23 protein-coding genes are annotated in these 24,638 nt (G+C 61.4%); 16 read left to right on the forward strand and 7 right to left on the reverse strand.

Annotated elements, in window-relative coordinates; genetic code table 11:
* Positions 1-224: 224 nt before the first annotated feature.
* From M2A_RS00870 to M2A_RS17025, 10 genes are all read left to right on the forward strand, one after another.
* Complete coding sequence (locus M2A_RS00870; RefSeq protein WP_045441773.1) at positions 225-1,454, forward strand: ammonium transporter; 1,230 nt, start codon at positions 225-227, stop codon at positions 1,452-1,454.
* Between the two features lie 321 nt (positions 1,455-1,775).
* Complete coding sequence (locus M2A_RS00875) at positions 1,776-2,981, forward strand: aminotransferase class I/II-fold pyridoxal phosphate-dependent enzyme (RefSeq protein ID WP_045441774.1); 1,206 nt, start codon at positions 1,776-1,778, stop codon at positions 2,979-2,981.
* A 43-nt stretch (positions 2,982-3,024) separates the two neighbouring features.
* On the forward strand, positions 3,025-5,610 hold the full coding sequence (locus M2A_RS00880; protein ID WP_052379098.1) for a DNA translocase FtsK: 2,586 nt from the start codon (positions 3,025-3,027) through the stop codon (positions 5,608-5,610).
* Positions 5,611-5,704: 94 nt separating this feature from the next.
* A complete protein-coding gene (locus tag M2A_RS00885) occupies positions 5,705-6,433 on the forward strand; it encodes a LolA family protein (protein WP_052379099.1) in 729 nt (242 codons plus the stop codon).
* A gap of 119 nt (positions 6,434-6,552) precedes the next feature.
* Positions 6,553-7,395 (forward strand): gamma-glutamyl-gamma-aminobutyrate hydrolase family protein, encoded by an 843-nt coding sequence (locus tag M2A_RS00890; RefSeq protein ID WP_081875278.1) that lies wholly within the window; start codon positions 6,553-6,555, stop codon positions 7,393-7,395.
* Positions 7,388-8,746 (forward strand): glutamine synthetase family protein, encoded by a 1,359-nt coding sequence (locus M2A_RS00895; RefSeq protein ID WP_045441775.1) that lies wholly within the window; start codon positions 7,388-7,390, stop codon positions 8,744-8,746. Before M2A_RS00890 ends, M2A_RS00895 begins: the two co-directional genes overlap by 8 nt.
* A 241-nt stretch (positions 8,747-8,987) precedes the next feature.
* Entirely contained in the window at positions 8,988-10,364 is a 1,377-nt protein-coding gene (locus tag M2A_RS00900) for an aspartate aminotransferase family protein (RefSeq protein ID WP_045441776.1), read from the forward strand.
* 592 nt (positions 10,365-10,956) lie between these two features.
* The gene (locus tag M2A_RS00905) at positions 10,957-11,565 is read left to right on the forward strand and encodes a hypothetical protein (protein WP_045441777.1); all 609 of its coding nucleotides are present in this window, start codon (positions 10,957-10,959) and stop codon (positions 11,563-11,565) included.
* Positions 11,566-11,609: 44 nt separating this feature from the next.
* Positions 11,610-12,422: an exodeoxyribonuclease III gene (xth, locus tag M2A_RS00910; protein WP_045441779.1), complete on the forward strand. Its 813-nt coding sequence runs from the start codon at positions 11,610-11,612 to the stop codon at positions 12,420-12,422.
* Positions 12,423-12,738: 316 nt separating this feature from the next.
* Complete coding sequence (locus tag M2A_RS17025; RefSeq protein ID WP_052379100.1) at positions 12,739-13,365, forward strand: TetR/AcrR family transcriptional regulator; 627 nt, start codon at positions 12,739-12,741, stop codon at positions 13,363-13,365.
* 3 nt (positions 13,366-13,368) lie between these two features.
* Here the strand turns inward: M2A_RS17025 and M2A_RS00920 are convergent, their stop codons facing one another.
* Positions 13,369-13,797 carry a PaaI family thioesterase gene (locus tag M2A_RS00920; protein ID WP_045441782.1) on the reverse strand — a complete coding sequence of 143 codons (429 nt, stop codon included), beginning with the start codon at positions 13,795-13,797 and terminating at the stop codon, positions 13,369-13,371.
* Between the two features lie 85 nt (positions 13,798-13,882).
* The gene (locus M2A_RS00925; protein ID WP_045441783.1) at positions 13,883-14,356 is read right to left on the reverse strand and encodes a cyclic nucleotide-binding domain-containing protein; all 474 of its coding nucleotides are present in this window, start codon (positions 14,354-14,356) and stop codon (positions 13,883-13,885) included.
* Between the two features lie 109 nt (positions 14,357-14,465).
* Between M2A_RS00925 and M2A_RS00930 the strand changes: the two genes are divergently transcribed.
* Together M2A_RS00930 and M2A_RS00935 are read left to right on the forward strand one after the other, a co-directional pair.
* Positions 14,466-14,933, forward strand: coding sequence for an acyl-CoA thioesterase (locus tag M2A_RS00930; RefSeq protein ID WP_045442294.1), 468 nt, complete (start codon positions 14,466-14,468; stop codon positions 14,931-14,933).
* A 117-nt stretch (positions 14,934-15,050) separates the two neighbouring features.
* Positions 15,051-15,230 (forward strand): hypothetical protein, encoded by a 180-nt coding sequence (locus tag M2A_RS00935; RefSeq protein ID WP_045441786.1) that lies wholly within the window; start codon positions 15,051-15,053, stop codon positions 15,228-15,230.
* A gap of 53 nt (positions 15,231-15,283) precedes the next feature.
* Here the strand turns inward: M2A_RS00935 and M2A_RS00940 are convergent, their stop codons facing one another.
* A complete protein-coding gene (locus tag M2A_RS00940; protein ID WP_045441789.1) occupies positions 15,284-15,970 on the reverse strand; it encodes a response regulator transcription factor in 687 nt (228 codons plus the stop codon).
* A 167-nt stretch (positions 15,971-16,137) separates the two neighbouring features.
* Complete coding sequence (locus M2A_RS00945) at positions 16,138-17,904, reverse strand: tetratricopeptide repeat-containing sulfotransferase family protein (protein WP_045441791.1); 1,767 nt, start codon at positions 17,902-17,904, stop codon at positions 16,138-16,140.
* Between the two features lie 271 nt (positions 17,905-18,175).
* Between M2A_RS00945 and M2A_RS17030 the strand changes: the two genes are divergently transcribed.
* Positions 18,176-19,153: a hypothetical protein gene (locus tag M2A_RS17030; RefSeq protein ID WP_052379102.1), complete on the forward strand. Its 978-nt coding sequence runs from the start codon at positions 18,176-18,178 to the stop codon at positions 19,151-19,153.
* A gap of 47 nt (positions 19,154-19,200) precedes the next feature.
* The gene (locus M2A_RS00955) at positions 19,201-19,725 is read left to right on the forward strand and encodes a L,D-transpeptidase family protein (RefSeq protein WP_045441795.1); all 525 of its coding nucleotides are present in this window, start codon (positions 19,201-19,203) and stop codon (positions 19,723-19,725) included.
* 11 nt (positions 19,726-19,736) lie between these two features.
* On the opposite strand, the gene M2A_RS00960 is transcribed toward M2A_RS00955, so the two are convergent.
* On the reverse strand, positions 19,737-20,405 hold the full coding sequence (locus tag M2A_RS00960) for a YggS family pyridoxal phosphate-dependent enzyme (protein ID WP_045441798.1): 669 nt from the start codon (positions 20,403-20,405) through the stop codon (positions 19,737-19,739).
* Positions 20,406-20,507: 102 nt separating this feature from the next.
* On the opposite strand from M2A_RS00960, the gene M2A_RS00965 reads away from it, so the two are divergent.
* A complete protein-coding gene (locus M2A_RS00965; protein ID WP_052379103.1) occupies positions 20,508-21,119 on the forward strand; it encodes a thiamine phosphate synthase in 612 nt (203 codons plus the stop codon).
* A gap of 7 nt (positions 21,120-21,126) precedes the next feature.
* On the opposite strand, the gene M2A_RS00970 is transcribed toward M2A_RS00965, so the two are convergent.
* Entirely contained in the window at positions 21,127-21,969 is an 843-nt protein-coding gene (locus M2A_RS00970; protein ID WP_045441801.1) for a sulfotransferase domain-containing protein, read from the reverse strand.
* Between the two features lie 173 nt (positions 21,970-22,142).
* On the reverse strand, positions 22,143-23,264 hold the full coding sequence (locus M2A_RS00975; protein WP_045441804.1) for a porin: 1,122 nt from the start codon (positions 23,262-23,264) through the stop codon (positions 22,143-22,145).
* 666 nt (positions 23,265-23,930) lie between these two features.
* Here M2A_RS00975 and M2A_RS00980 point away from each other — a divergent pair.
* A complete protein-coding gene (locus M2A_RS00980; protein ID WP_045441806.1) occupies positions 23,931-24,506 on the forward strand; it encodes a DUF3576 domain-containing protein in 576 nt (191 codons plus the stop codon).
* Positions 24,507-24,638 lie beyond the last annotated feature (132 nt).

Consider the following 24,638-nt stretch of genomic DNA (forward strand, 5'->3'; position numbering starts at 1 on the left):
CAAAACCCGTGCAGATGCCGCGCAGGCAGGCTAACATCTTCAAATCATTAACGATTAGCGGATTGCACAGGCCTGAGGGCCGGTTGGCACGGCCCTTGATTAAAAGAATGCTTAAGCCGGGCAGCGGGGGGACCTTCCATTGCCCGAAATTGGGGCTCGGAGAAAGCCTCCCATAAGGCAAGAAAGACCCGAGCTCTCCGTCAGGTGGCACACGGAGGCACATCATGGAAGCAACCCAGCAGGGTGCGGACGTTTTTTTCGTGCTCATGGGCGCGATCCTCGTTTTTGCGATGCATGCGGGGTTCGCGTTTTTGGAAGTCGGCACGGTCCGTCATAAGAACCAGGTCAACGCCCTGGTCAAAATCATCGTCGATTTCGCGATTTCGACGCTCGCCTATTTCTTCGTCGGCTATTCGGTCGCCTACGGGGTGGATTTCCTCGTTTCCGCCGCCGTGCTCGACGGCTCGGCGGAGGGCAGCCCCTTCGCCAAGCAGGGCTTCGATCTCGTCAAATTCTTCTTCCTGCTCACTTTCGCCGCGGCCATCCCGGCCATCATTTCCGGCGGCATTGCCGAGCGGGCGAAGTTCTGGTCGCAGGCCATGGCAACCGCCGTTATCGTCGGCCTCATCTATCCCTTCTATGAAGGCATCGTCTGGGGCGGCAATTTCGGCCTGCAGGACTGGCTGAGCGAAAGCTACGGCGCCGCCTTCAACGATTTCGCCGGTTCTATCGTCGTCCATGCCGTGGGCGGCTGGATCGCGCTCGGCGCCGTCGTCCTGCTCGGCCAGCGCAAGGGCCGCTATACCTCGGACGGGCGCGTCGTCGGCGTGCCGCCCTCCTCGATCCCGTGGCTGGCGCTCGGCTCCTGGCTGCTCTGTGTGGGCTGGTTCGGCTTCAACGTCATGTCCGCTCAGTCCGTGGAAGGGGTCTCGGGCCTCGTCGCCATGAACTCGCTTCTAGCCATGGTGGGCGGCATTCTCGTCGCGCTCATCGTCGGCAAGAACGACCCGGGCTTCATCCATAACGGCGCGCTGGCCGGTCTCGTCGCCGTCTGCGCCGGCTCCAACGTCATGCATCCCATCGGCTCGCTGCTGGTCGGCGGCGCGGCCGGGGCGATCTTCGTCATCTTCTTCAACCTCTGCCAGAACCGCTGGCGCATCGACGATGTGCTGGGCGTCTGGCCGCTGCACGGGCTTTGCGGGCTCTGGGGCGGCATTGCCTGCGGCATCTTCGGCCAGGAAGCGCTTGGCGGGCTGGGGGGCGTCGCCTTCATGAGCCAGCTCATCGGCTCGCTGGCGGGCGCAGCCTACGCGCTGGCAGGCGGCTTTGCGGTCTACGGGGCGCTGAAACTGCTGGTGGGCATCCGCCTTACACCGGAAGAAGAAGCGCAAGGCGCCGACCTCTCGATCCACAAGATCGGCGCCAACCCGGAATCGGAAATGGCCCCGCGCTAAGCGGCCTATCCGGCCCAAGGAGACAGAACGCCCGGCCACCGGTTTCAAAACCGGGGCCGGGCGTTTGCGTTCCGCCTGCCCGAAGGAAAGGCCGCTCATCTAAAAAGTTAACAGATTGTTAACAAAAAACTTCACATTGTCTGGATAAAGTGCTGATTACGCATAGGTTTTTCCCCCGATCCACTCTTTAAACTAGCTGGACGGATTCGCTGGCATTGGTTTAAGGTCATGCCATAAGTCATTGATGTTAACCTTGTGCCGTCAAAATGACGGCGCATGAGGCGTGTCCGGCAGCGTGCCGGATAGGAAAGTGGGGGAAAGATGGCTGACGCGCAGGACCGTTTTGCCGCATTGCCGGAAAGCCCGTTTCCGCGGCTGAACGATCTTTTGGCCGGCATCAAGCCCGGCGCCGAGCCTTTGATGATGTCGCTTGGCGAGCCGCAGCATCCTTTTCCCGATTTCGTGCGCGAGGAACTGCGCGCCCATGAGGCCGATTACGGGCGCTATCCGCCGATCATCGGCACGGCTGGCTTCCGCGATGCGGTGGCGGGCTGGCTCGGGCGGCGCTTCAATCTGCCGGTCGGCGCGGTCGATCCCGACACCCAGATCCTGCCCGTGAACGGCACCCGCGAGGCGCTGTTCAATATCGCGCTGCTCGCAAGCCCGCCGGAAAAGGCCGGCAAGCAGCCCGCGATCCTGATCCCCAATCCTTTTTACCAGTGCTACGCCGCCGCCGCCCTTGCCGCAGGCGCCGAGCCCCGCTACATCGCTGCGCGCCCCGAAAACGGCTTCCTGCCCGATTTCGAAGGCCTGCCGGACGATCTTCTGGCGCGCACCTCCATCGTCTATTTCTGCTCGCCCGCGAACCCGCAAGGGGCGGTGGCGGACAAAGACTATCTCAAACGCCTGATCACGCTCGCGCGCTATCACGGGTTTCTGCTGGCGATGGATGAATGTTATTCCGACATCTACGACAAGGTACCGCCTGCGGGCGCGCTCTCTGCCTGTCTCGAGCTGCCGGTCCCTCCAAGCGGGGATGCTTTTGAAAACGTCATCGTCTTTCACTCGCTTTCCAAACGCTCCAGCCTGCCGGGCCTGCGCTCCGGCTTTTGCGCGGGCGATAAAAGACTGATGATGCGCTTCCGCTCCTTCCGCAATATCGCCGCGCCGCAAAGCCCGCTGCCGGTTTTGGCGGCGGCGGCGGCGGCCTGGAACGACGATGCCCATGCCGCCGAGAACCGCGCGCTTTATCAAAAGAAGATCGATGCCGCCGAGCGCATTCTCGGCAACCGTTTCGGCTTTTACCGGCCGGCCGGCGGCTTCTTCCTCTGGCTCGATGTCGGCGACGGGGAAGCAGCCGCACGGCAGATCTGGGAGAAGGGCGGCGTCAAAGTGCTGCCCGGCAAATATCTTTCCCGCGACGATGAAGCGGGCAATCCGGGCGAGGCCTATATCCGCGTGGCGCTCGTCCATCCGCAAGACACGACCGAAGACGGGCTGAAACGGCTCGCAAACGCGCTCGGCTAAGACGCCGATCCGCACGCACGACAAAGGACAAGGACACAAGGACATGGCGGTTCTCAAATCCCTGCGCAGCCCGCTCGCCCTGCTTCCCATGGGCGCGCGCCTTTTCCTGCGTGACCGCATGCAGGAGCTATTCGGTCTTGCCCTTGCAGGCTCCAGTCTCTTTGCGCTTGCCGCCCTTGCAAGCTGGAACGGGGGCGATCCGAGCCTCAACCGGGCAACGGGCGCTGAGCCTGCCAATTGGATGGGAATGGAAGGCGCGGTCCTCTCCGACATTCTTTATCAGTCGCTCGGCCTTGCCGCCTTGCTCTTTGCCGTGCCGCCCATGCTCTGGGGCATCCGCCTTCTGCGCCATGACCCTGCCGCCATGCCTTGGGCCCGCACGGGTGCCTGGCTTATTGCGGCGATCTTTGCCGCGCTTGCCTTCAGCTTTTTGCCGAGCCCCGATATCTGGCCGCTGCCCTCCGGCCTTGGCGGCTTTATCGGCTCCAGCCTTGCCGCGCTCGGCATCGACTCGCTGAGCTGGGCGATCGGCGAGGAAATCGCCTCAGGCCTTGCAGGGCTTCTCGCCGGTCTTCTGGCGCTTGCGCTTTTCGCCTTTGCCGCCGACATAAGAGGCGAGCATATCGAAGCGCTGCAGGAGCGCTGGCTCGATTGGCGTGAGGCGCGCGCCGAGCGCAAAGCCGAGGTGCAAATGAACCGCCCGGCCAAACGCGCAAAACCCGCGCGCGAAACAGGGGCCCGCAAAACGGGCCGCGCGCAAAGCCGTCCGGATGTCGAACCCTCGCGCCTGCGCATCCTCTTCTATCAGATCTCCGACCTTGCCTCCGGCACGGCGGACCGCCTGCTGCGCCGGGGCGATTATGCGCCGCTCAGCGAAGAGGAAAAAGACCGCGCCCGCGCCGGCCTCTTCGGCAAACGCGGCGCGGCGGAAGAGATTTACGAGGAAGACGATGACGCGGGCGATTATGAGGACGGTTACGAAGACGATGAGGCGTTTTACGATGAAGCGCCCGCCGCGCGCCGCCGCGTAAAAGTCTCCCGGCCGCAAAACAAGGTCAAAACCTCCAAGCGCGCGGCCCGCGAAGCCCAGCCGAAACTGAAATTCGTCGCCGAGGATTTCAACCTGCCCGCCCTCTCGCTGCTCACCGCAGCCAAACGCCCCGCCGCCGACGAAGTGATGAGCGATGAGGCGCTGGAACAGAACGCGCGCATGCTTGAAGGCGTGCTCGACGATTTCGGCATTCGCGGCGAAATCATCAATGTGCGCCCGGGTCCTGTCGTCACGCTTTATGAACTGCGCCCGGCGCCCGGCATCAAGTCCTCGCGCATCATCGCCCTTGCCGACGACATCGCCCGTTCGATGAGCGCCGTTTCCGCCCGCGTCGCCGTGGTGCCGGGGCGCAACGTCATCGGCATCGAACTGCCCAACACGAAACGCGAGACCGTTTTCCTGCGCGAGCTGCTCGCCACCGCCGATTATGAAAACAGCCGCGCCAAGCTGCCTTTGACGCTGGGCAAGAATATCGGCGGCGAACCCATCATCGCTGATCTCTCGCGCATGCCGCATCTTCTCATTGCGGGCACCACGGGCTCGGGTAAATCGGTCGGCATCAACGCCATGATCCTCTCGATCCTCTACCGCTTCTCGCCGGAGGATTGCAAACTCATCATGATCGACCCCAAGATGCTCGAGCTTTCCGTCTATGACGGTATTCCGCATCTTCTGGCCCCCGTCGTCACCGAGCCGAAAAAAGCCGTCGTCGCCCTGAAATGGGTGGTGAAGGAAATGGAAGACCGCTACCGGAAAATGTCGAAGCTCGGTGTACGGAACATCGAAGGCTACAATACCCGCGCCGCCGAAGCGCTGGAAAACGACGAGACGATCACCCGCACCGTGCAGACCGGTTTCGACCGGGAAACGGGCGAGGCAATTTACGAAGAAGAGGAGATGACCCTCGAGCCGATGCCTTTCATCGTCGTCATCATCGACGAGATGGCGGACCTGATGATGGTCGCGGGCAAGGAAATCGAAGGGGCGGTGCAGCGGCTTGCGCAAATGGCGCGCGCGGCGGGCATTCACATGATCACCGCGACGCAGCGCCCCTCCGTCGATGTCATTACCGGCACGATCAAAGCGAATTTCCCGACCCGTATTTCCTTCCAGGTCACCTCGAAGATCGACAGCCGCACGATCCTAGGCGAGCAGGGGGCCGAACAATTGCTCGGCCAGGGCGACATGCTCTATATGGCCGGCGGCGGGCGCGTTTCGCGCGTGCACGGGCCTTTCGTTTCCGACGAGGAAGTGGAAAAGGTCGTCAAGTTCCTCAAGAAACAGGGCGTGCCGGAATATCTCGACGCCATTACCGCCGAGGATGAAAGCGGGGAGGGCGATCCCTTCTCCCTCGATGGCGGCGGCTCGGGCGATGATCTTTACGATCAGGCCGTGGCGATCGTCGGCCGCGACAAGCGCGCTTCCACCTCCTACATCCAGCGGCGTTTGCAAATCGGGTATAACCGCGCCGCCCGGCTGATCGAAAAAATGGAAGATGAAGGTGTCGTTTCCCCCGCCAATCACGCCGGCAAACGCGAAGTGCTGATCGGTGAGCCGGGGGACGGTGTGCGCTACTGACCCGGCACGGCTAGGGGAAAAAGTTAAGCGCGGTTAACCAAATGCCGCGCGCCCGCCCGCCTACCTCCTTCTTTCCGCCACATTGGAACGCTATATGAGCGCCATGGACAAATACCACCACGACAGCTATCCCGGTGACGAGCAGGCGGCAAACCGCCGCCAGATCAAGCTCGTGCTTGCCGCGCTTGCAGGCCTTGCGCTTTTGCTATTGGTCCTTGTCGGCGCCCCTTATGCGCAGGCAGAGGCAAGCGAAGCCGAAGCCGGCCTGAGCGCCAAGGAAGCTGCCGATGTGGACCGCGCTTCGGGCTATCTGAATTCCGTCGGCCATATGCAAGGCGCCTTCCTGCAGGTCAACCCGGATGGCACGCTCTCGGAAGGCAATTTCTATCTGCGCCGGCCGGGCCGGATGCGGTTTGAATATGCCGCCCCGCAGGAACTCCTGGTCGTTGCCGACGGCACCTGGGTGATCGTCAAGGAAGACGAAAAAGCCCCCGCCGAACGCTATCCCTTGAACGCCACCCCGCTCAACATTCTGCTCTCCGATCCGGTGAACCTGCGCGAGCGGGCGGATGTGCGCCGCGTGGAAGAAGAAGCGGGCATCCTGCGCGTCACGCTTGCCGATGCAACAGGCGAAGCGCCGGGTGAAATCACCCTCGTCTTCGACGAACCCGAGCTGCATCTGCGCCAATGGATCGTGACGGATGCCCAGGGCCTTCAGACCACCGTTGCCTTGCGCAATATCGAGTATGGGCAGAAAGCCGATAACGATCTTTTCGTCGTTAGAGGCGAAAGCCGCCCGGCGGTTTCCGGCGGCGGACGCTAAGCCGTCTCCTGCGGGCAGTTCTCCGCTCATTTTCTTAAACAAATGGCCGGAAAAGCACACCCTTGATCGCCGCCCCCTCTTGACCGTGGAGGGGGAGCGGGGGTTAGCTTAATGCCACCATGATCCAAAAAACTAAACACGCCGCCGCCCGAACGGGCCTGACACGGCCCATCGTCGCCATTCCCTGCGACATCAAGATGATGGGCGTTCATCCCTTCCATGCCGTGGGCGAGAAATACATCAAGGCCGTGAACGAGGGGGCAGGCTGCCTGCCCATCCTCATTCCCGTCATGCCCGACCCGCTGGCGCTGGAAGAAATTTTCGCCGTGGCCGACGGTGTCTTTCTGACCGGCTCCTGGTCGAACGTTCACCCGCGCCATTATGACGGGCCCGCCTCGCGCGAGGGCACGCTCCATGACGAGCAGCGCGACGCGCTGACCCTGCCGCTGATCAAGGCCTGTATCGAGCGCGGCATGCCGCTTTTCGCCGTCTGCCGGGGGTTTCAGGAACTCAATGTGGCTTTCGGCGGCACGCTGCATCAACACATTCATGAAGAGCCCAGCGAAGAAGGCTATGCCCCGCGCTTCGATCACCGGGACAAGAAAGACGATCCGGTGGAAGTGCAATACGGGCCCGCCCATAAGGTGAGCACGGTACCCGGCGGCTTTCTGGCCGGGCTGACGGGCGAGCGGGAGATCACCGTGAATTCGCTTCACGGGCAGGGCATCGACCGGCTGGGCGAGGGGCTGGAAATCGATGCGCGCGCGCCCGACGGGACCATCGAAGCGGTGCGCGTCAAGGAGGCATCCGCCTTTGCCTATGCCGTGCAATGGCATCCGGAATGGATGTTCTGGGACAATCCCGTTTCGCTTAAACTCTTTCATGCCTTTGGCGAGGCCGTGCGCGGCCATGCAGGGGCAGCAGATGATGAAGAAACAAAAAACCAGGTGACACATGCCTGAGGGCGAGCGAACGAATATCGAAAAATGGTTGAAGGACCGCAGGGTCACGGAAATCGAATGCATGGTGCCGGATATGTCCGGCATTGCCCGCGGCAAGATCCTGCCGACCACGAAATTTCTCGAAAGCTACAAGAACGAAACGCTGCGCCTGCCGGAATCGATTTTCGGGCAGACGGTGACGGGCGATTATATCGATGAAAGCGCGATCTTGAGCGAGATCGAGCCCGACATCATTCTCGTGCCCGACATAGCGACCGTGCGCATGGTGCCCTGGTATGACGAGCCGACCGCGCAAGTGATCTGCGATGCGGTGAACCGGGACGGCACGAATGTCTCCATCGCCCCGCGTTCCGTGCTCAAGCGCATTCTCAAGCTCTATGAAGATCAAGGCTGGTACCCGGTCGTCGCCCCGGAACTCGAATTCTACCTTGCCGCCAAGAACATCGACGCGGACTATCCGCTCGAGCCGCCGATCGGCGCAAGCGGGCGCCCGGAAAAGGGCCGCCAGTCCTACGGCATCGATGCGGTCAACGAGTTCGATAACATCTTCGAGGACATGTACGATTTCTGCGAGGCGCAGGAAATCGACATCGACACGCTGATCCATGAGGCGGGCGCCGCCCAGGTGGAAATCAATTTCAACCATGGCGATCCGCTGGAACTAGCGGACCAGGCTTTCCTTTTCAAACGCACCGTGCGCCAATGCGCGCTGCGCCACGGCGTCTATGCCACCTTCATGGCGAAGCCTTATGAGCACGAGCCGGGTTCGGCCATGCATATCCACCAGTCGGTGGTGGACAAGAACGGCAAGAACCTTTTCGCCTCGCGCAACGGGCGCGACACGAAACTCTTCCTGCACCACATTGGCGGCTTGCAGAAACACCTGCCCACCGCCATGGCCATGATCGCGCCGAACGTCAACTCCTACCGGCGGATCGTGAAATGGAACGCCGCGCCCATCAACACGCACTGGGCGCAGGAGAACCGGACCGTGGGCCTGCGCGTGCCCGAATCCGACGCCAAAGGCCGGCGCATCGAAAACCGCGTGCCCGGCGCCGACGCCAACCCTTACCTTGCCATCGCCGCCTCGCTTGCCTGCGGCTATCTGGGCATGATGAACGAGATCAAACCCTCAAAACCGAAAGAAGGGGTGGCCTACGAATCCCGCGGCTTCGCGCTGCCCAAGCATCTTCTGGATGCGCTGGGCAAATTGCACACGAACCGCGAACTGAAAGAAGTGATGGGCGAGGAATTCGTCACCGTCTTCATGGAAGTCAAAGACGTGGAATACAACGCCTATCAGCAGGTCATTTCCGCCTGGGAACGCGAGCATCTTCTGCTCAATGTCTGAGAGGAACGGCTGGCCCTTTCGTGCCGGGCTTGCTAGTCTTGAGCTTATGAAACTGCGATACGAAGATATCCGCCTTACCGCCAAACAGGAGCTTTTGATCCTGTGCGCGCGTATTGGCTACAACCCATAGAACTCCAGGGGCAAGGCTACCCCGCGCCGTCCGCAATTCTTTCCGGCACCGTTTTTCGCATTGGGCCGGACTTTTTTTCCGACCGACGTTCCGTAATGGATGGAGTTTTCAATGTCGCAAACCGCACAGATTTCCAATCAGACCCGCCGCTGGCAGGAAATGGATGCCCGCCACCATGTGCATCCCTTTTCCGATCAGGCAGCCCTTGCCAAGAAGGGCGCCCGGGTCATCACCCATGCCGAAGGCGTTTATCTTTACGATTCCGAAGGCCACAAAATCATCGACGGCATGGCCGGTCTTTGGTGTGTGAATGTGGGTTATGGGCGCTCGGAGCTTGCCGAGGCCGGCTACAAGGCGCTGAAAGAGCTGCCCTATTACAATACGTTTTTCCAGACGACGAACCCTTATACCGCCGAGCTCGGCGAGCGGCTGGCGGAAGTGACCCCGGACGGGCTCGACCGGTTCTTCTTCGCCAATTCCGGCTCCGAAGCCAATGACAGCATGGTGAAGATCATCCGCTATTATTGGAGCCTTCAGGGCAAGCCGGAAAAGAAAGTCTTCATCTCCCGCAAGCAGGCCTATCACGGTGTCACCATGACGGCGGCCTCGCTTTCGGGCATCTCGGCCATGCATCCGCAAGCCGGTCTGCCGCTGCCGAACCACGCCCATATCGATTTTCCCTACTGGTACGGGATGGGCGGGGACATGGACCCGAACGAATTCGGCGTGCATATCGCCATGAAGCTGGAAGAAAAGATCCTGGAAATCGGCGCGGAAAACGTCGCCGCTTTCGTCGCCGAGCCCGTGCAAGGGGCGGGCGGGCTTATCATTCCGCCGGACAGCTACTGGCCGGTCATTCAGGAGATTTGCCACAAATACGACATTCTTCTGCATGCGGATGAAGTGATCTGCGGCTTCGGGCGCACCGGCAATTGGTTCGGCAGCCACACTTACGGCATCGTGCCGGACACGATGGCCATGGCCAAGGGCATGACCTCCGGCTACCAGCCGCTTTCCGCGGTCGCCCTTGGGCCGCGTGTCGGCGATGCCTTGCACAATTCCGGCGAGGAATGGTCGCACGGCTTCACCTATTCCGGCCACCCCGTGGCCAGCGCCGTGGCGCTCGCCAATCTCGACGTGCTGCAAAAAGACAAGCTCGTCGAAAAAGCGGGCGGGGAAACCGGGGAGCATTTCCTGAAGCATCTTCACGCCCTCGCCGATCATCCGATCGTCGGGGAAACGCGCGGCGTCGGTCTTCTAGGCGCGATCGAGCTGGTCAAAGACAAGAAGACCCGCGAGCGCTTTGAAGGCGATACCGGCGGGCTTTGCCGCGATCATTGCTTCGAGAACGATCTCATCATGCGCGCCATCGGCAACACCATGGTGCTGAGCCCGCCGCTTTCCATCACCAAGGCCGAGCTCGATGAGCTTTTCACGCTCGCCCGCAAGGCGCTCGATGCCACCGCCAAAGATCTCGGCGCGATGTAAAGAGGCAGAACCGGACGGAACTTCGGGCGGCGCTTCCAGGATATCGGAAGCGCCGCTTTTTCTTGCCCAAACGCGATAGCCGGCCTCGAAACACCCGGGTACAAGAAAAAGTGAGCCCCTCAAAAGGACAGCAAGGCTGCATTATCACGGGTCCCATATGAGGACCATTTTCCGCGCCCTTGCACAGGTCCGTCGCAAAACGAAAAGCTAATAGTTAATCGTTTTTAACACCAAGTTAGCTATCTGGAACGGTTCCAGTTGAACTGGGGCCGGGACACACCTATCTCTAGTCTCAGCAGGGTTGGAAAAGAACCGGCCCGGGATAAGCCCCCCTCTCCCGGCCATCGTTCCTCCTCCCTGAAGAAGTGCCGGTCTTCCCCTCCTGGCACTTCGCGCACTGACAGTAAGTAGCGCATCGTGCCCCGCCTCCCCCCAAGGCGGGGCACGACTCTTTTCCGGCCCGTTTATTTGACGTCCCTTCCCGAATGAGGGAACGCGCGGGCGGAAAGCCGGGCTGCATCGCGCCCCGATTCGCGCTATAAGATGGCCCGCCCCGCAAGGGACACCGCACCCCAACATCAAAGCCTTCAAGATGAATCAAGACCCCCAACGCGCGCCCACCGATCAGGAACTGGAACTGCTCTCCCAGGAGATGCCCGCTCTCGCCCGGCTGCGGGATTTCGCGCGGCTGGCGGAATCCGTTCAATGGTTTTCGGATCTCGGCACACCCTTGCGCAAATCCGTGCGCGAGATCGCCCGCGCCTATCTCGACGGCCTCGGCTTTCCGGATGTGCATATGGCCCGCCTTCACTCCTGGGAAGAAGCGGCGGCGGCCGGTGAAAGCCTCGACTGGGATACCGAAGGATGGGAGGCCGAAGAAGGCCTGCGCGCCGCGCTCACCACCGATGCGCTCGAGCAGCTCAGCCAGGAAGCGCTGGAGGTCGGCCTTGCTTATCTTTTTTCCGCCATCGAAGACCCGATCCGCCAAGCCGTGCTGACCGCCGCCGCCATCTGGGGCGAAGACGATGAAGAGCTGCTCGCCGCCGCCATGGGCTCGGCGCTGCAAGCGGCCCATTGCGCCGCGCTCGCCGTCGTTGCCGGAGAGGACGATGAAACCCATCCCTTCATCCACCGCTTCCGCCTGTTCGAGCGCGGCCGCTGGCCCGTCAGCCTTGCCGGGCGCACCTATAATATTTTCTGACGAAGAATTCCCGCCCTGCCCATAGCAACCAAGGAAGACGTACCGTGCCGCTCAAGCTTGCCACCTGGAACATCAATTCCGTCCGCCTGCGGATCAATCTCGTCGAACGTTTTCTGGAAGAATATCAGCCGGACGTTCTGTGCCTGCAGGAAACGAAATGTCCGAACGATGCTTTCCCCTCCAAGGCCTTCCGCAAGGCAGGCTATGAGCATATCGCCTTTCATGGGCAAAAGGGCTATCACGGCGTCGCCACGGTGAGCCGCATTCCTTTTAGCGATGAAGAGCGGCGCGACTTCTGCGAGAAAGGCGACACGCGCCACCTTGCCGTCACACTCGACATCGATGGGGCAGAAGGCGTGCGTGTGCATAATTTTTATGTACCCGCCGGCGGCGACGAGCCCGACCGCGAGGTGAACGAGAAATTCGCGCACAAGCTCGATTTCCTGACCGAGATGGAAAGCTGGTACAAATCCCACAAGGCCAAGAAGAACGCCCGCATGATCCTGGTCGGCGATCTCAATGTCGCCCCGCTCGAACACGACGTCTGGTCGCACAAGCAATTACTGAAAGTCGTCAGCCATACGCCGATCGAGGTCGAACATCTTGCCCGCGTCATGAAGGCTCATGACTGGGTGGACGTGATGCGCCGCTTCGTGCCGGATGAAGAAAAGCTCTATACTTGGTGGAGCTACCGCGCAAAGGACTGGGCGAAAGCGGACAAGGGCCGCCGCCTCGATCATATCTGGGTCACGCCGGCGCTGGCCGACACACCCACCGCCATGGAAGTCATAAGAGACGCGCGCGGCTGGGAGCGCAGCTCCGATCATGCGCCGGTGCTTGCCACCTTCGATATCTGATCTTCCGGCCTAAGGGGGGGGTGGAAGCAGGCGCCTGGCCAAAATACGCCGGCCGGGGGCAGCTCAACTGGGGGGTATGAGGCTAGCCTCGACGCCCGCTCCCTGGGGTTCCTCACATCTCCATGGCCGGTGATTTTCCCGGCGGGCAGGTTTTCCTGCTCTTCGAAAATGATCCGATGGCGCTAATTTAGGGCATTGACCCTACTCCCGCAAGCCCTCACCATTCCCCCCGGAGGGCCGGACCGGAAGCCGGGCGCGCAAGCGCCTGCCGCACCGGGCCCGGCTGGGAGGACAAGAACAAGACCCAAGAGGAAAAATGGCGCCCACCACGCGTGAACGCATACTCGCGGCCAGTCTGACGCTTTTCAACGAGCACGGCTTTGACGGGGTAACGACGGCCCGCATTGCCGAAAATGTCGGCATTTCGGAAGGCAATCTTTGGTACCACTTCCGCACCAAAAAAGACCTGGTGCGCGCCCATCAGCAATTGCTGACCCAGAAGATCGCCCGGCGCCTGGGGCTGAGCTGGACCCCCGACACGGTGCTCACCTCCTATATCGCCTTCAACCGGCTGATGTTCGAGGAGATGTGGGAGTTCCAATATCTCTACCGGGATTCGGCCGAATATGGCCGCACCTCTCCTGAAATGGAAGAACGGGTGCGCGGCATCTACAAGGAAACGACGGACCGGCTCAAACGCTTTTTCGACCAAATGTGCGACGGCGGCCATCTGACCATGCCGCGCAGCGAGCTGCCCGCCCTTGCCGACAATGTCTGGATGGTGGTGCGCTATTGGCCGAGCTTCCTGCGCGAGACGCAGGAAGTCGTGCGCATGGACAAAGAGGCGCTCCTTGCGGGCATCCGCCATCACCTCGCTCTCTTCGAAACGCATTTGAGCGATGAGGCCCGCGCCTATATCGAAAAAAACGCCTTTACCGACTAAGGCCTATTTCTTATCGGTCTTTTTGTCTTCCGCGCGTTTCAGCCGCACGAAGGTGGCGGTGGAACTGCCGGTCGCGAGCACTTTGCCGCTTTCATCGCGCAGCTCCCCTTCGATGAAGCCGACCGACTTGCCGCGCTTGATCACCCGCCCCTCGCCATAGATCCGGCCAGGCCGGGCGGCATTCAGCATCGAGACTTTGATTTCGAGCGTCGGGCTGATTTCCCCCCAATCGAGATCGAGCCCCACCGCAAAGGCCATGACATCGTCAAGCATGGCCGCAACCATGCCCCCCTGAATGCCGCCCCACAGATTGCAGAGCTGCTCGCCCGCATTGAAGGCGACCTTGACCCAGCGCTCGTCTTGGTCGGCATCGAGAATTTCAAGACCGAGATAGGCGCTCGCCGGCGCCTGACGCTTCAGCGCGGCTTGAATATTGGGCGGCCAGGGCTTGCCTTTACTTGTCGTACCAGGACTTGCCGTATCAGGTTTTTTTTCGTTTCTTCCGCCGCCCGCTCGCTCATACCCGTCCCTGTTCTTTTTCTTTGTTCTCTTTCAAAAGCCCGCGCAGCGCACCGGAGAGCCCTTCGAGCCTGTCCGCCGCGGCAGCCGCCACGCCCAGCGCGAGTTCCGGAAATTCTTCCGCAAGGCGGGCGAAAAGCGCGCGGCTGATTTCCATCAGCTCCAGCGCTTCGCCTGCCCGCACATTGGCTTTGGCGGGCACGGGCTTCAACAAGGCGGTTTCGCCGATGATGTCCCCCCTGTCAAGGCGCGACGCCATGGGCCGGCCCTCCCCATCCTCGCCCAGCATGACGGCGGAACCTTCCAGCACCACAAAGGCGCCTTCCAGGAGCTGCCCGCGCTCGATCACCAGCGCACCGGTCTCAAAACGCCGGTGGGCAGCGGTAAAAGCCAGAACCTCGAGGCGCACGGGATCGACACGGGCGAAAAGCGCCGTGCGCCGCAAAACCTCGATATCCCGTTCCACCGTCATGACAGCCCGCTTCCTCCAAACTTATTAAAAGGGCGGCTCTCTCGCCCCTTCCCGTCAAATCTGCTAGGTAGAGCCGGGCATGTAAAGAACGGAAAAGAAGATGACGGGCATGAACGAACCGGCTGAAGGATGGGACTACCCCAGCCCTTTCATCGTGAACCTGACGGTGAAGCCCGAGCATATCGATGATTTTCAGCACACGAACAATGTCGTCTATCTGAGCTTCATGGCGAAAACCGCCTGGGACCATTCCAAGGCCCTCGGCCTCGACTTCGATGCCTACCGCAAACTCGGTAAAGGCATGGTTGTGCGCCGCCATGAGATGGATTATTTCGCTCCCTCCTTCGAGGGCGAGGCTTTGCGCATGGGCACCTGGATCACCGGCAATGACGGACGCCTGCGCCTGCGCCGCCGCTTCCAGCTCATCAACGAAAAAGGCGCGACCTTGCTGCGCGGCCTTTCCGATTTCGTCTGCATCAATATCGAAAGCGGGCGGGCGGTGCGCATGCCGCCGGAATTCGTCAGCACTTATGCGCTGACCGCGGACGAGCCCGCCGATAGACCCGCGCCTAAGTAGGGATAATAACAGGGAAAATTGCGGCAAACCGCCGCGCGGCGGCGCGCCGCCTACCCGCGCGCACCCTTAAGAGGCATATGAGGGGAACCGTTAACGCTTCTTCGAGGAGAGCCCCCCATGTATGGCCGCATCAACGGTTCGTTCCAGCCCGTGCTTGTTTGTCTGAATATCGTCATGGCGCTGGCACTGGCGGTAATCTTCTTCGGCGCGACCGCGCTCGTCATTGCAGCGCTCGCCGCCGTGCCTGTCGTCTTCGGCGTGCTGATCCACCTGACCGCGCCCTTCTCGCGCACATAGGCGCAAGCGGGAAGAAGGAATTCAAACCGGGGAGAGAAATGTCCCCGGTTTTCTTATGGCATGAGCTTGTAGCCGCCCGTCTCCGTCACCAGCAATTCGGCATTGGAAGGATCGCGCTCGATCTTCTGGCGCAGGCGGTAGATATGCGTTTCCAGCGTATGCGTGGTCACGCCCGCATTGTATCCCCACACTTCATGCAAGAGCACGTCGCGGCCCACCACTTTCTGACCCGCCCGGTAGAGATATTTCAGGATCGCCGTTTCCTTTTCCGTCAGGCGCACTTTCTTTTCCGAGGGATCGACCAGCACTTTGGCCGACGGCTTGAACGTGTAAGGGCCGATGGCGAAGACCGCATCCTCGCTCTGCTCGTGCTGGCGCAAATGGGCGCGCACCCGCGCCAGAAGCACGCCGAAGCGGAAGGGCTTGGTGACATAGTCATTGGCGCCCGCTTCCAGCCCCAGGATCGTGTCGGAATCGCTGTCGGCGGCAGTGAGCATGATGATCGGCGCTTTCAGCCCGGCTTTGCGCATCAGCCGGCAGGCTTCCCGCCCATCCATATCCGGCAGGCCCACATCGAGCAGCACGAGATCGGCATGGTCCGAGCGCACCTGCTCCAGACCTTCGGCGGCGGTGGAGCCGGTAATGCAGGTAAACTCTTCATGCAGGTCGAGTTGCTCGACGAGCGATTCGCGCAAGGCGTCATCATCATCGACAATCAGGATCTTTTTGACGGTGCTCATCTGCCCCTCATCTCTGGCGTGCAGCAATAAACTGCGCTCAACATCCCGGTGATGTAAAGGCAAGCCCTGCCGGTCACAAGAGCGAGAGCGGGGGTATCACATTCATGTGAGACTGTTTGATCTCATTAGAGTAAATATCCCCCTCCACTCCCCCTGCCGGGCCGGGCTCAGGAATAGCCGAAAGCCGCAACAAAAGGCGCAAGGCGGCGCTCCGCCGATTCCAGATAGGCACTGTAGCGCTCATAGCGGGCGGCGGCGCGCTGGTAAATCGGCTCCGTCACCTGCGCATAAGACGGCGTGCGGATCGTGCCGCGGGCCTTGGCATGGGCCACATGCTCAAGCTGCGCCGGGTTCCAGGCAAGGCCGAGATGCGCCAGCACCGGGCGCACCGCGCCCTCCACATCGCCGATCAGCTCTTCATATTTGACGGCGACCTTATCGAGGGCAAAGCGGCCCTCATAAAGCTGCCAGAGCCCCATCACCGCCTCATAGAGCTTGGCGGCATCCCCGATATCCAGGAAATGCGCCATGGAAGCATTCACCTCGAAATCCTGCATGAAGCAGGACAGCACGGCGTCGAGGGGATGGCGGAGCGCCAGAATAAATTTCGCTTCCGGAAAGACCCGGTGAATAAGCCCCGCGTGAATAATATTGAGGGGCAATTTGTTGATGACGGTCTTGGTTTCAAGCTCGGCGCCTTCTTGCCTCAGCGCCGCCCAATAGCGCGCACGCAGGTCCTCAAGGCTCGCCTCATCGAGCTTTTCAAGGGCGCCGGGATAGCCGCCCGGCAGCGCGGCCACCGCATCGCGCACCGCCAGCAGCACCGGGCGCTCCTCGATCACCTGCACATCCGGATGCGCATCGAGGATCTGGTCGAGCAGCGTCGTGCCCGAGCGGGGAAAGCCGACCAGGAAAACCGGCGCATTGGCGTGACCTTCAGTCACCCTTCCGGTCTCCGGCCAGCTCTTCCCGAGCCCCGTTTGAAACGCTTCGGTGAGGCCCGTCACCTGCGCCATATAGCTTGCTTTGTCGATGCCTTGGGCGGCGGCCTGTTTCTTCGCCATCTCGTTCTGGCGGGCGAAATGAGAATAAGCGTTCTGAGTGTCGCCCAGCCGGTCATAGACCTGGGCGAGCTCGGCATGAATGAGCCGGGCAGCATGGGGCGGAAACTGGCCGATCGCGACTTTTTCCAGCCGGTCTTTGACTTCCTCGAAGCGGCCGAGACGGCGGGTCACGCTTGCCCAGACTTTGAGCGCCATGGGCGTATGCGGCAGCGCGGCAAGCGCCTGATCCGCCAGCGGCTTGGCGGCTTCAAGATCGGAAAGGCGCTCATAGGCCGTGGCGAGCCCGGCCAGGAAATGAGCATGGGCGGGCAGCGCCTCGAGCCCGCGCTTATAGGCCTCCGCCATGGCGTGAAAATCGCCTGCGCGCAAATGATGCTGGGCAAGCTGGGCATAGCCGCCCGGCTCAGCCGGCGCGCGTTTGATCGCTTCCTCGAAATCCGCCCGGGCCTCATCCTTCCGGCCAAGTTCGGACAAAAGGATGCCGCGGTTGAGATAAGTCCCGGCAAATGCCGGATCGAGCGAGACGGCTTTCGCGAAGGTCGCCAGCGCTTCCTCGATCTTGCCTTGCCGCCGCAAGGCATTGGCCAAATTCACCTGCATGAAGGCATGGGAGGGGGCCTGAGCCACCGCCAGGCGAATGAACTTTTCCGCCAGCGCCGGGTTCTGCGCCCTCAGTGCCACAAGCCCGCTCAAATGCAGGACGTCCGGGTGATTGGGCGCCGTGCGGCGAATGTCATTGAGAAGCTTGCCCGCGCCTTTCAGATCCCCCGCATCGAGCTGAGCGGCGGCCTCGCGCAGCGCGGCCTTGATCTGATCGGGGCTGAGCGGCGCGCTTTTCGGCGCAGATTTGGGCGGGGAAGAAGAAACCATGAAATGACTGAACCAGACTGCCGGACCTATGAGGGAGCGCCGAAGAGCGCCCTTTTTACCTGTCGCGGAGTTTCGCATGGAAGCCCCGTCCGGCTCCAGAAAAACCCTTTAAAGCCCAGCCCGCTCAGCAGAAAAAGCCCGGCAAATTTTGCCGCCTGGCAGCAGTGCCGGGCGCCCTTCCCGCATAAGTCGTTGAAATAGCTGGCAGCCCGTCTGGTCCGCTTTTTGCGGCTGTTCCAGCAATCATCACGCCTGAGCATTGCGACCGACCATGAGCCTTGAAACCGCCGCCGACCTGCCCCTTTACCTTCGCCTTGGCAACAAGCGCGGCACGAACGCGCTGGCCGAGCTTCGGGCCGCCAATCTGCGCAAGGCGCAGGAAAGCGCGGCGGTGCAGCCTGAGACCGGCGCCAAAGCCCAGAACTCCCTGACCCGCAGCGCCGAGACCCGCCAAAGCCTGGCAACACCCCCCGCCGTCGACGGTCAGGAAAAGGCGGAGGAAAACGGCCTTTCTTTCAGTGACCTGATCGATGTCATCAATCCGCTTCAGCACCTGCCCGTCGTCTCCACCCTTTACCGGGAATGGACGGGCGATGAGATTGCCCCTGCTGCAAAGGTGGTGGGCGGCGCGATTTACGGCGGCCCCATCGGCGCCGCCGCCTCCCTCGTCAATGCCGTGATCGAGGAATCGACCGGCAAGGATATTGGCGGCCATGCGCTGGCCCTTCTGGGCAGCGAGGAAGAAGCCGGACCGCAGCTTGCCGCCAATGAGCCGCGCGCCGCTGAAACGGCCGCCGCCCCTTCCCTTGCGGCGCAAACGGCACTTGCCGCACCGGCTGAGGAAGCCGCGCCGCAGCAGACCGCCCAGCTTGCGCACGCACCGATTCCCACTCAAGGCAGCGCTGAAACCAAAGCCGCCGCCTCAGGCCTGCCGAGCCTAAGTGAAGAGGGTTGGGACGCGCTGCTGCGCTCCGTAAAGGATCCTGGCACCCTGAAACGCCCTGAAACGGCGGAAGCTGCCAGTAAAACCGCTCCCGAAAAGAAGGCGGGAAAGCCTGAGCAGCTGGCCTCTGCCGCACCCGCCGCCTCTGCCAGCAGTGAGGCAGCGGCCTGGCCGCCCCAGCCCGGCGCCATCGACCCATTGACACTCATAGCCCGTTCCCTGGACAAATATGAAGCGGGTAAAGCGGCCGGCTTCGGCGCCGCCTTCAGCGGAGAGACGGGCACCCGCACCGACGAGCGGTTCTAAGGCGCAAATTGGGATAAGGCTCAGGTAAAAGCCGGGCCGGACAGAACATGGATATTACCGTTTCCGCCAAACCGGGCACGCATCGCGGCAAGCTGGAAATCGGTGCGCTGCGCTTTGCCTGCGCCCTTGGCCGCAGCGGCCTGACGGACGAGAAACAGGAAGGCGACGGGGCAACCCCCATCGGCATCTGGCCTTTGCGCGAGGTTTTTTACCGGGCCGACCGGCTGGACGCGCCGAAAACCGATCTGCCCATCACCCCCATCCACCCGGAAAACGGCTGGTGCGATGCGCCGGACGACCCGGCCTATAATAAGCCCGTCAAACTGCCTTATCCGGCCAGCGCCGAAAAGCTATGGCGCGAGGATGGGCTTTACGACGTCGTGGTGGTGCTGGGGTATAATGACGATCCGCCCGTGCCCGGCAAAGGCAGCGCGATCTTTTTCCATCTCGCCAGCGAAGAAGAAGATGGCGGCTACGGGCCGACGGAAGGCTGCGTCGCGGTATCGCGCGCCGACATGCTGAAACTGCTGCAGCTTTGCGGACCGGATAGCCAGATGCGGATCGGCATCTGATTTCTTTTACCTTACGTGCGCGCGCCGAAAATTGCGCTGCCCACCCGCACATGGGTGGCGCCAAGCTCGATCCCCGTTTCGTAATCCGCGCTCATGCCCATGGAAAGCGCGCTAAGCCCGTTACGTTCGGCGATCTTGCGCAGAAGCGCGAAATGCAAGGCGGGCTCTTCATCGACGGGGGGAATGCACATCAGCCCTTCGACCGGAAGGCGAAGCTCATCCCGGCACAGTTTGATAAAACCGTCCGCCTCCTCCGGCAGAATACCCGCCTTCTGTTCTTCCTCGCCCGTATTGACCTGAATGAAAAGCCGGGGCAGGTCCGCCCCCTTCTCCCGCTCCTTGGCAAAGGCGCGGGCGAGCTTTTCCCGGTCGAGCGTTTCAATGACATCGAAAAGCGCCAGCGCCTCACTCACTTTGTTGGTTTGCAGCGGGCCGATGAGATGCAGCTCGATGCCGCTATAATCTTCGCGCAGCTTCGGCCATTTCTTATGGGCTTCCTGCACGCGGTTTTCACCAAAGACGCGCTGACCGGCTTCAAGCGCCGGGCGGATATCTTCGGCACCGAAGGTTTTGGAAACGGCAACAAGCGTCACCGTACCTTCCGCGCGGCCCGCTTTGCGGCAGGCCTTTGCAATATCGCTCTGCACGGCTTTCAGATTATCGCTCACATTGCCGGCCATCTGCCGCTCCTTCTAAAAGGCGTCACGGGAACGGGCCAAAGGAACGGCATTCTGCTAATCTTGTCCAGACCGATCTCGGCCTTTCTTTAAAGGAGACATGCCATGGCGCGGCCCTCCGCAAGCCTGATGCGCAGCGTGCGTGAGATGGGGGCAAAGGCTCCGCACCTGCCCGATCTGCTGGCGCTGTCGGATGAAGCGCGCGCGCCGGGTCCCCTTGCGACGCTGGAAAGCCTGCCTGCGGGAAGCGGCTATATCTTCCGCCATTATGCGCTGGCGAGGGAAGAACGCATAAAGCTGGCAAAAGAAGCCGGGCGCGCCGCACGCCGGCGCGGCATCTTCTTTCTTGTGGCAGGCGATCTCGGCCTTGCCACGCATCTGCGCGCCGACGGCATGCATCTGCCTGAATGGCAGGTAAAAAGGGGCTATGCGGCAAAAGCGCTGGAGCGTTTCGCGCTTGTCACCGGCGCCGCTCATTCCGCCGAAGCGCTTGTCCGCGCGGCCCGCGCGGGGCTCGATGCGGCACTCCTCTCCCCAGTCTTTCCGACGCAAAGCCATCCCGGCGCCAAAACGCTCGGGCTTTTGCGCTTTGCAGCCCTTGCTGAGGAAGCCGCCCTGCCCGTCTATGCCATGGGCGGCATGAATGACAAAACGGTCCGCCGTCTCTGCCAGACAAAAGCAGCGGGCATTGGGGGGATCGGTTTTACGGCAAGCTGAGCGCTGCCTAGTCTTTATAATCGGCGGGAATGTAACCGAAGCGTTCCATTTGCTCTTTGTGCTGATCGATGATCGCCCGCACCTGATCGGGCGTCAACTCCTCGCGCCATTGCTCCGCCTTGCCGGAACGAAAGAACGCCTTGGCATGTTCCGAGCGTTCCTTGAAGCCAGTTTTTTCTTCCTGCTCCTTCAAAGCTTTGAAGGAAGAATGCCGGATCGCCCGTTCCAGCCTTTCGGTGGAAGGTTTTAGCCCCAAAAACTTCGTCACGCTTTTGAACGCGCGCCGGGGTTTGGCAAGCATATCCTCATAGCGCAAAACCAGAAGCTGCGGGTTGGGATGCTGCGTCCAGCTTTTCACATGCGCCGACCAGGAGGAATGAAACTCGGGCACATGCCCCTCGCCTGTGGTCGTAATGGCACCTTCATTCGCCATGCGCTCGATCGCTTCCTCCAGCGTCAGCCCGAAATGGTGGGTCATGGACAGCACGACATCGAGTGGGTTGCGCACAACATAGATCCCGCCTGCCGTGACACTCATATTATGGAGCGGCACGCCGTGCCATTCGCCCAGAAAGTTGTGAGTCTTGACGAAGACGGAGTCAGGGAATGCCTGAGTCATATCCGCATGGGCGAAGGGACGGACCTTCATGACGATTTCCGGCGTCAGTTCCTCAAACGGCGTTTTGAGATGGCGCATATACCACTGGGCAGATGACTCGCCGAGACAGAATTGATCGAGCTCGTTGATGTCGGCCGGCTTCGGCGTGTTGCGCAGAAGATTGTAGAGAAAGGAGCGCAGCCAGGTATTGCCGGACTTCGGATAGGATGCGAGCCAGATAATGCCGCCCATGTCAGATGCCTTTCAATTGCGTGCTTGCTGCTTTTAGCAACAATGGCGCGCGCGGAAAAGCCATGTGCCCGCATCGCCAGAGCACGCACGACCAGAGCACGTACGAAAGGGGTCCGCACAAAAAAAGAGAGCGGGCAAAGCCCGCTCTCTTCCGTCCCAAGACTTCAGAAGTCTTAGAAAGAAATCGCCAGAACGATACCAGCGGATTCGGAGTCGGTCGTGACACCAGCGCCGTTGTCGTCTTCGATCAGCTGGATGTCGAGGCCGAGGTCAACACCGGCGCCGAGCGAATAGCCGCCACCGATCTGCCAGAACTCAACCGACGTATCAGCAACGCCCGTGCGCTCACCCGTGGATTCGAGGTACGCGGTACCAACGGTCCAGGGGCCCGAGCCGTAAGCCAGACCGGCGGTCCAGACTTCGGTTTCATCACCAGACAGAGCCGTGGACTGCGTGCCGCGGGCAATGTCTTCGTTCTGGTACCAGGCGCCGCCCAGCGTGAAGCCGGCGAAACCGAGATTGGCACCAACGCCCCATTCTTCCGGGTCGCCGCCGCCAGCAGCCGGGGCATCGCCCGTGCCGTAGAAGCCGTCAATGCCGACGGACACTGCGCCGAATTCACCGGCGTAGTTGGCGGCGATTTCGAACACTTCTTCGACACCGCTGTTCTGAGCGCTAACGCCGAAGCCGTTCGCAACCGGGTTGTTGCCGTTCACGTCCGGCGTGTAGGACACACCGAGCTGGAAGCCGGCAAGGCGCGGCGTGAAGTACGAAATCTTGTTATCGTCTTCCGTCAGCAGCGCGTAGGTAGAGGTACGCGAAGACGGCGTGGCAGCAAGACCGCCAGCAGTCTGCGGACCGCCATTGAAGATGTTCGGGCTGTCGACGCCGTTACCCGGCACGAACCAGGGCGACGAATAGTGCATTTTGAAGGAAGCGGAGTCGGTGGCACCGATTTCCGTACGGCCGAAGCCGCCTTCAAGGTAAGCGAACACTTCCTGGAAGGTCGCGTCGTCGTTAGCCGGAGCGGCCGCGCCTTCGTCATCGCCGAGCTCGAGCATCAGCGTGGCACCGGCAACCAGACCGTTATCCAGCGTGCCTTCAGCATTGACGGTCAGGTCACGGGCAACCACCGGCACTTTCGTGTCGTCATTGTTGCCATCGGAATCTACAAAGTAGAAGCCGGTGATCAAGGAGCCGCTCACGGTGACGTTGAGCGGGTCGCTAGCAAGGGCCGGACCGGCAACGAGGCCGGCGGTGACCAGAGCGGTCGTCCCAAGGAGAGTCTTTTTCATCTGTTCCTCGCAGTTCAGCAGTTAGCTGTATAACTTGAGATCTTCGGAGCTTCAGGTTTTTGCGGACCGGATTTTCTTACCAGACTTGCTGTCGCCGGGATGTGTTCCCGTTCCCTCAATCCAGTCGTCCAACCGGTCCTTCCGCAAACGTTTCAGCTCTTGGATCCTCTCGTCGCCGGGCGACAAATTCGAATGCCCCCCCAAGCGCGTACCCCGATTAATCAAGATGACCCGGCCACACGTCAAGCAAACCCGACCGGTATTGAGGGAAATTTGAGGTTATGTTGCGTAAAGATCACAACACCTTAGCGAGAAATTGAAAAGCGAAAGCTGAACCGCAGGACCGGGATTCCGGCGGGCGGGCCGCCCGCCACAGGCACATCTGTGGTGTTTTTATCACACACCCGTCAGCGCCATTTCCTCATCTGCCCTCCCTCAGACATGTCCGCCCGGGGCGAACCCGGCGTCAAAACCTGCCGGAAGACGCGTGTGAGCCCCGCTTATGTTGGACGGGAGAAGGCAAACAGGCTATAAGAACTGCCAAATCTGGGGCTTTGGTCCATGGGCAAGCTGGCATTGGGTGCCGATCGCCCAGATCGACGGGTTAGACCACTGGTTAGACCACAGGCCAGACCACAAGAACGCAAGTCAGAAGAGAAAATTCCCATGCCTAAATTGGCGTTTCGTGCCTCCTCGTTCGTTTCCATCGCCGGGGCCATTTTCCTGAGCCTGTTCATCGCCGCCTGTGCCGGCGCGGACAAGGATGAAAGCTACCCCACTTCATCGAGCGACAAGGGCTACGGGCCCAACAATCCCCGTCCTTCCGGGGAACGGGAGAGCATTTTCGGTGAAGACGGCCTGTCGCTCTTCGGCGGCGGGGGCGGCGCAGCCTCCGGCGGCGGCGCGGGCATCGGGGTCAATTCCTTCCTCTGGCGCGCCTCGCTCGACACGCTGGCCTTCGTGCCGCTCGCCTCGGCCGATCCGTTCGGCGGCGTCATCATCACGGACTGGTATTCCGATCCCAAGGCCCCCGATGAGCGCTTCAAAATGACAGTCTATATTCTCGACCGCCGCCTGCGCGCCGACGGGCTGAAAGTCTCCGTCTTCAAACAGGCCCGCGACAGTGAGCGCGGCTGGGTGGATGCTTCCGTCGATCCCAATACCCATATCCAGCTTGAAAACGCGATCCTGATCCGCGCCCGCCAATTACGGATCAGCACGCTGGAAGCCGACGAAGGCTAAGCGGCACGTGTGACGGCCCTCTTGCCGTGTAGCCAAATACGGGGCAAAACGAAGCGCGGCGCAAAAGCCGCGCTTCTTGTTTGAGGACCCGCCCCCGCACGGCACGTTCATAGCCCCGTCCGCCCAAGTTTC

It is taken from the genome of Tepidicaulis marinus (assembly GCF_000739695.1).
Classification (GTDB): Bacteria; Pseudomonadota; Alphaproteobacteria; order Parvibaculales; family Parvibaculaceae; genus Tepidicaulis; species Tepidicaulis marinus.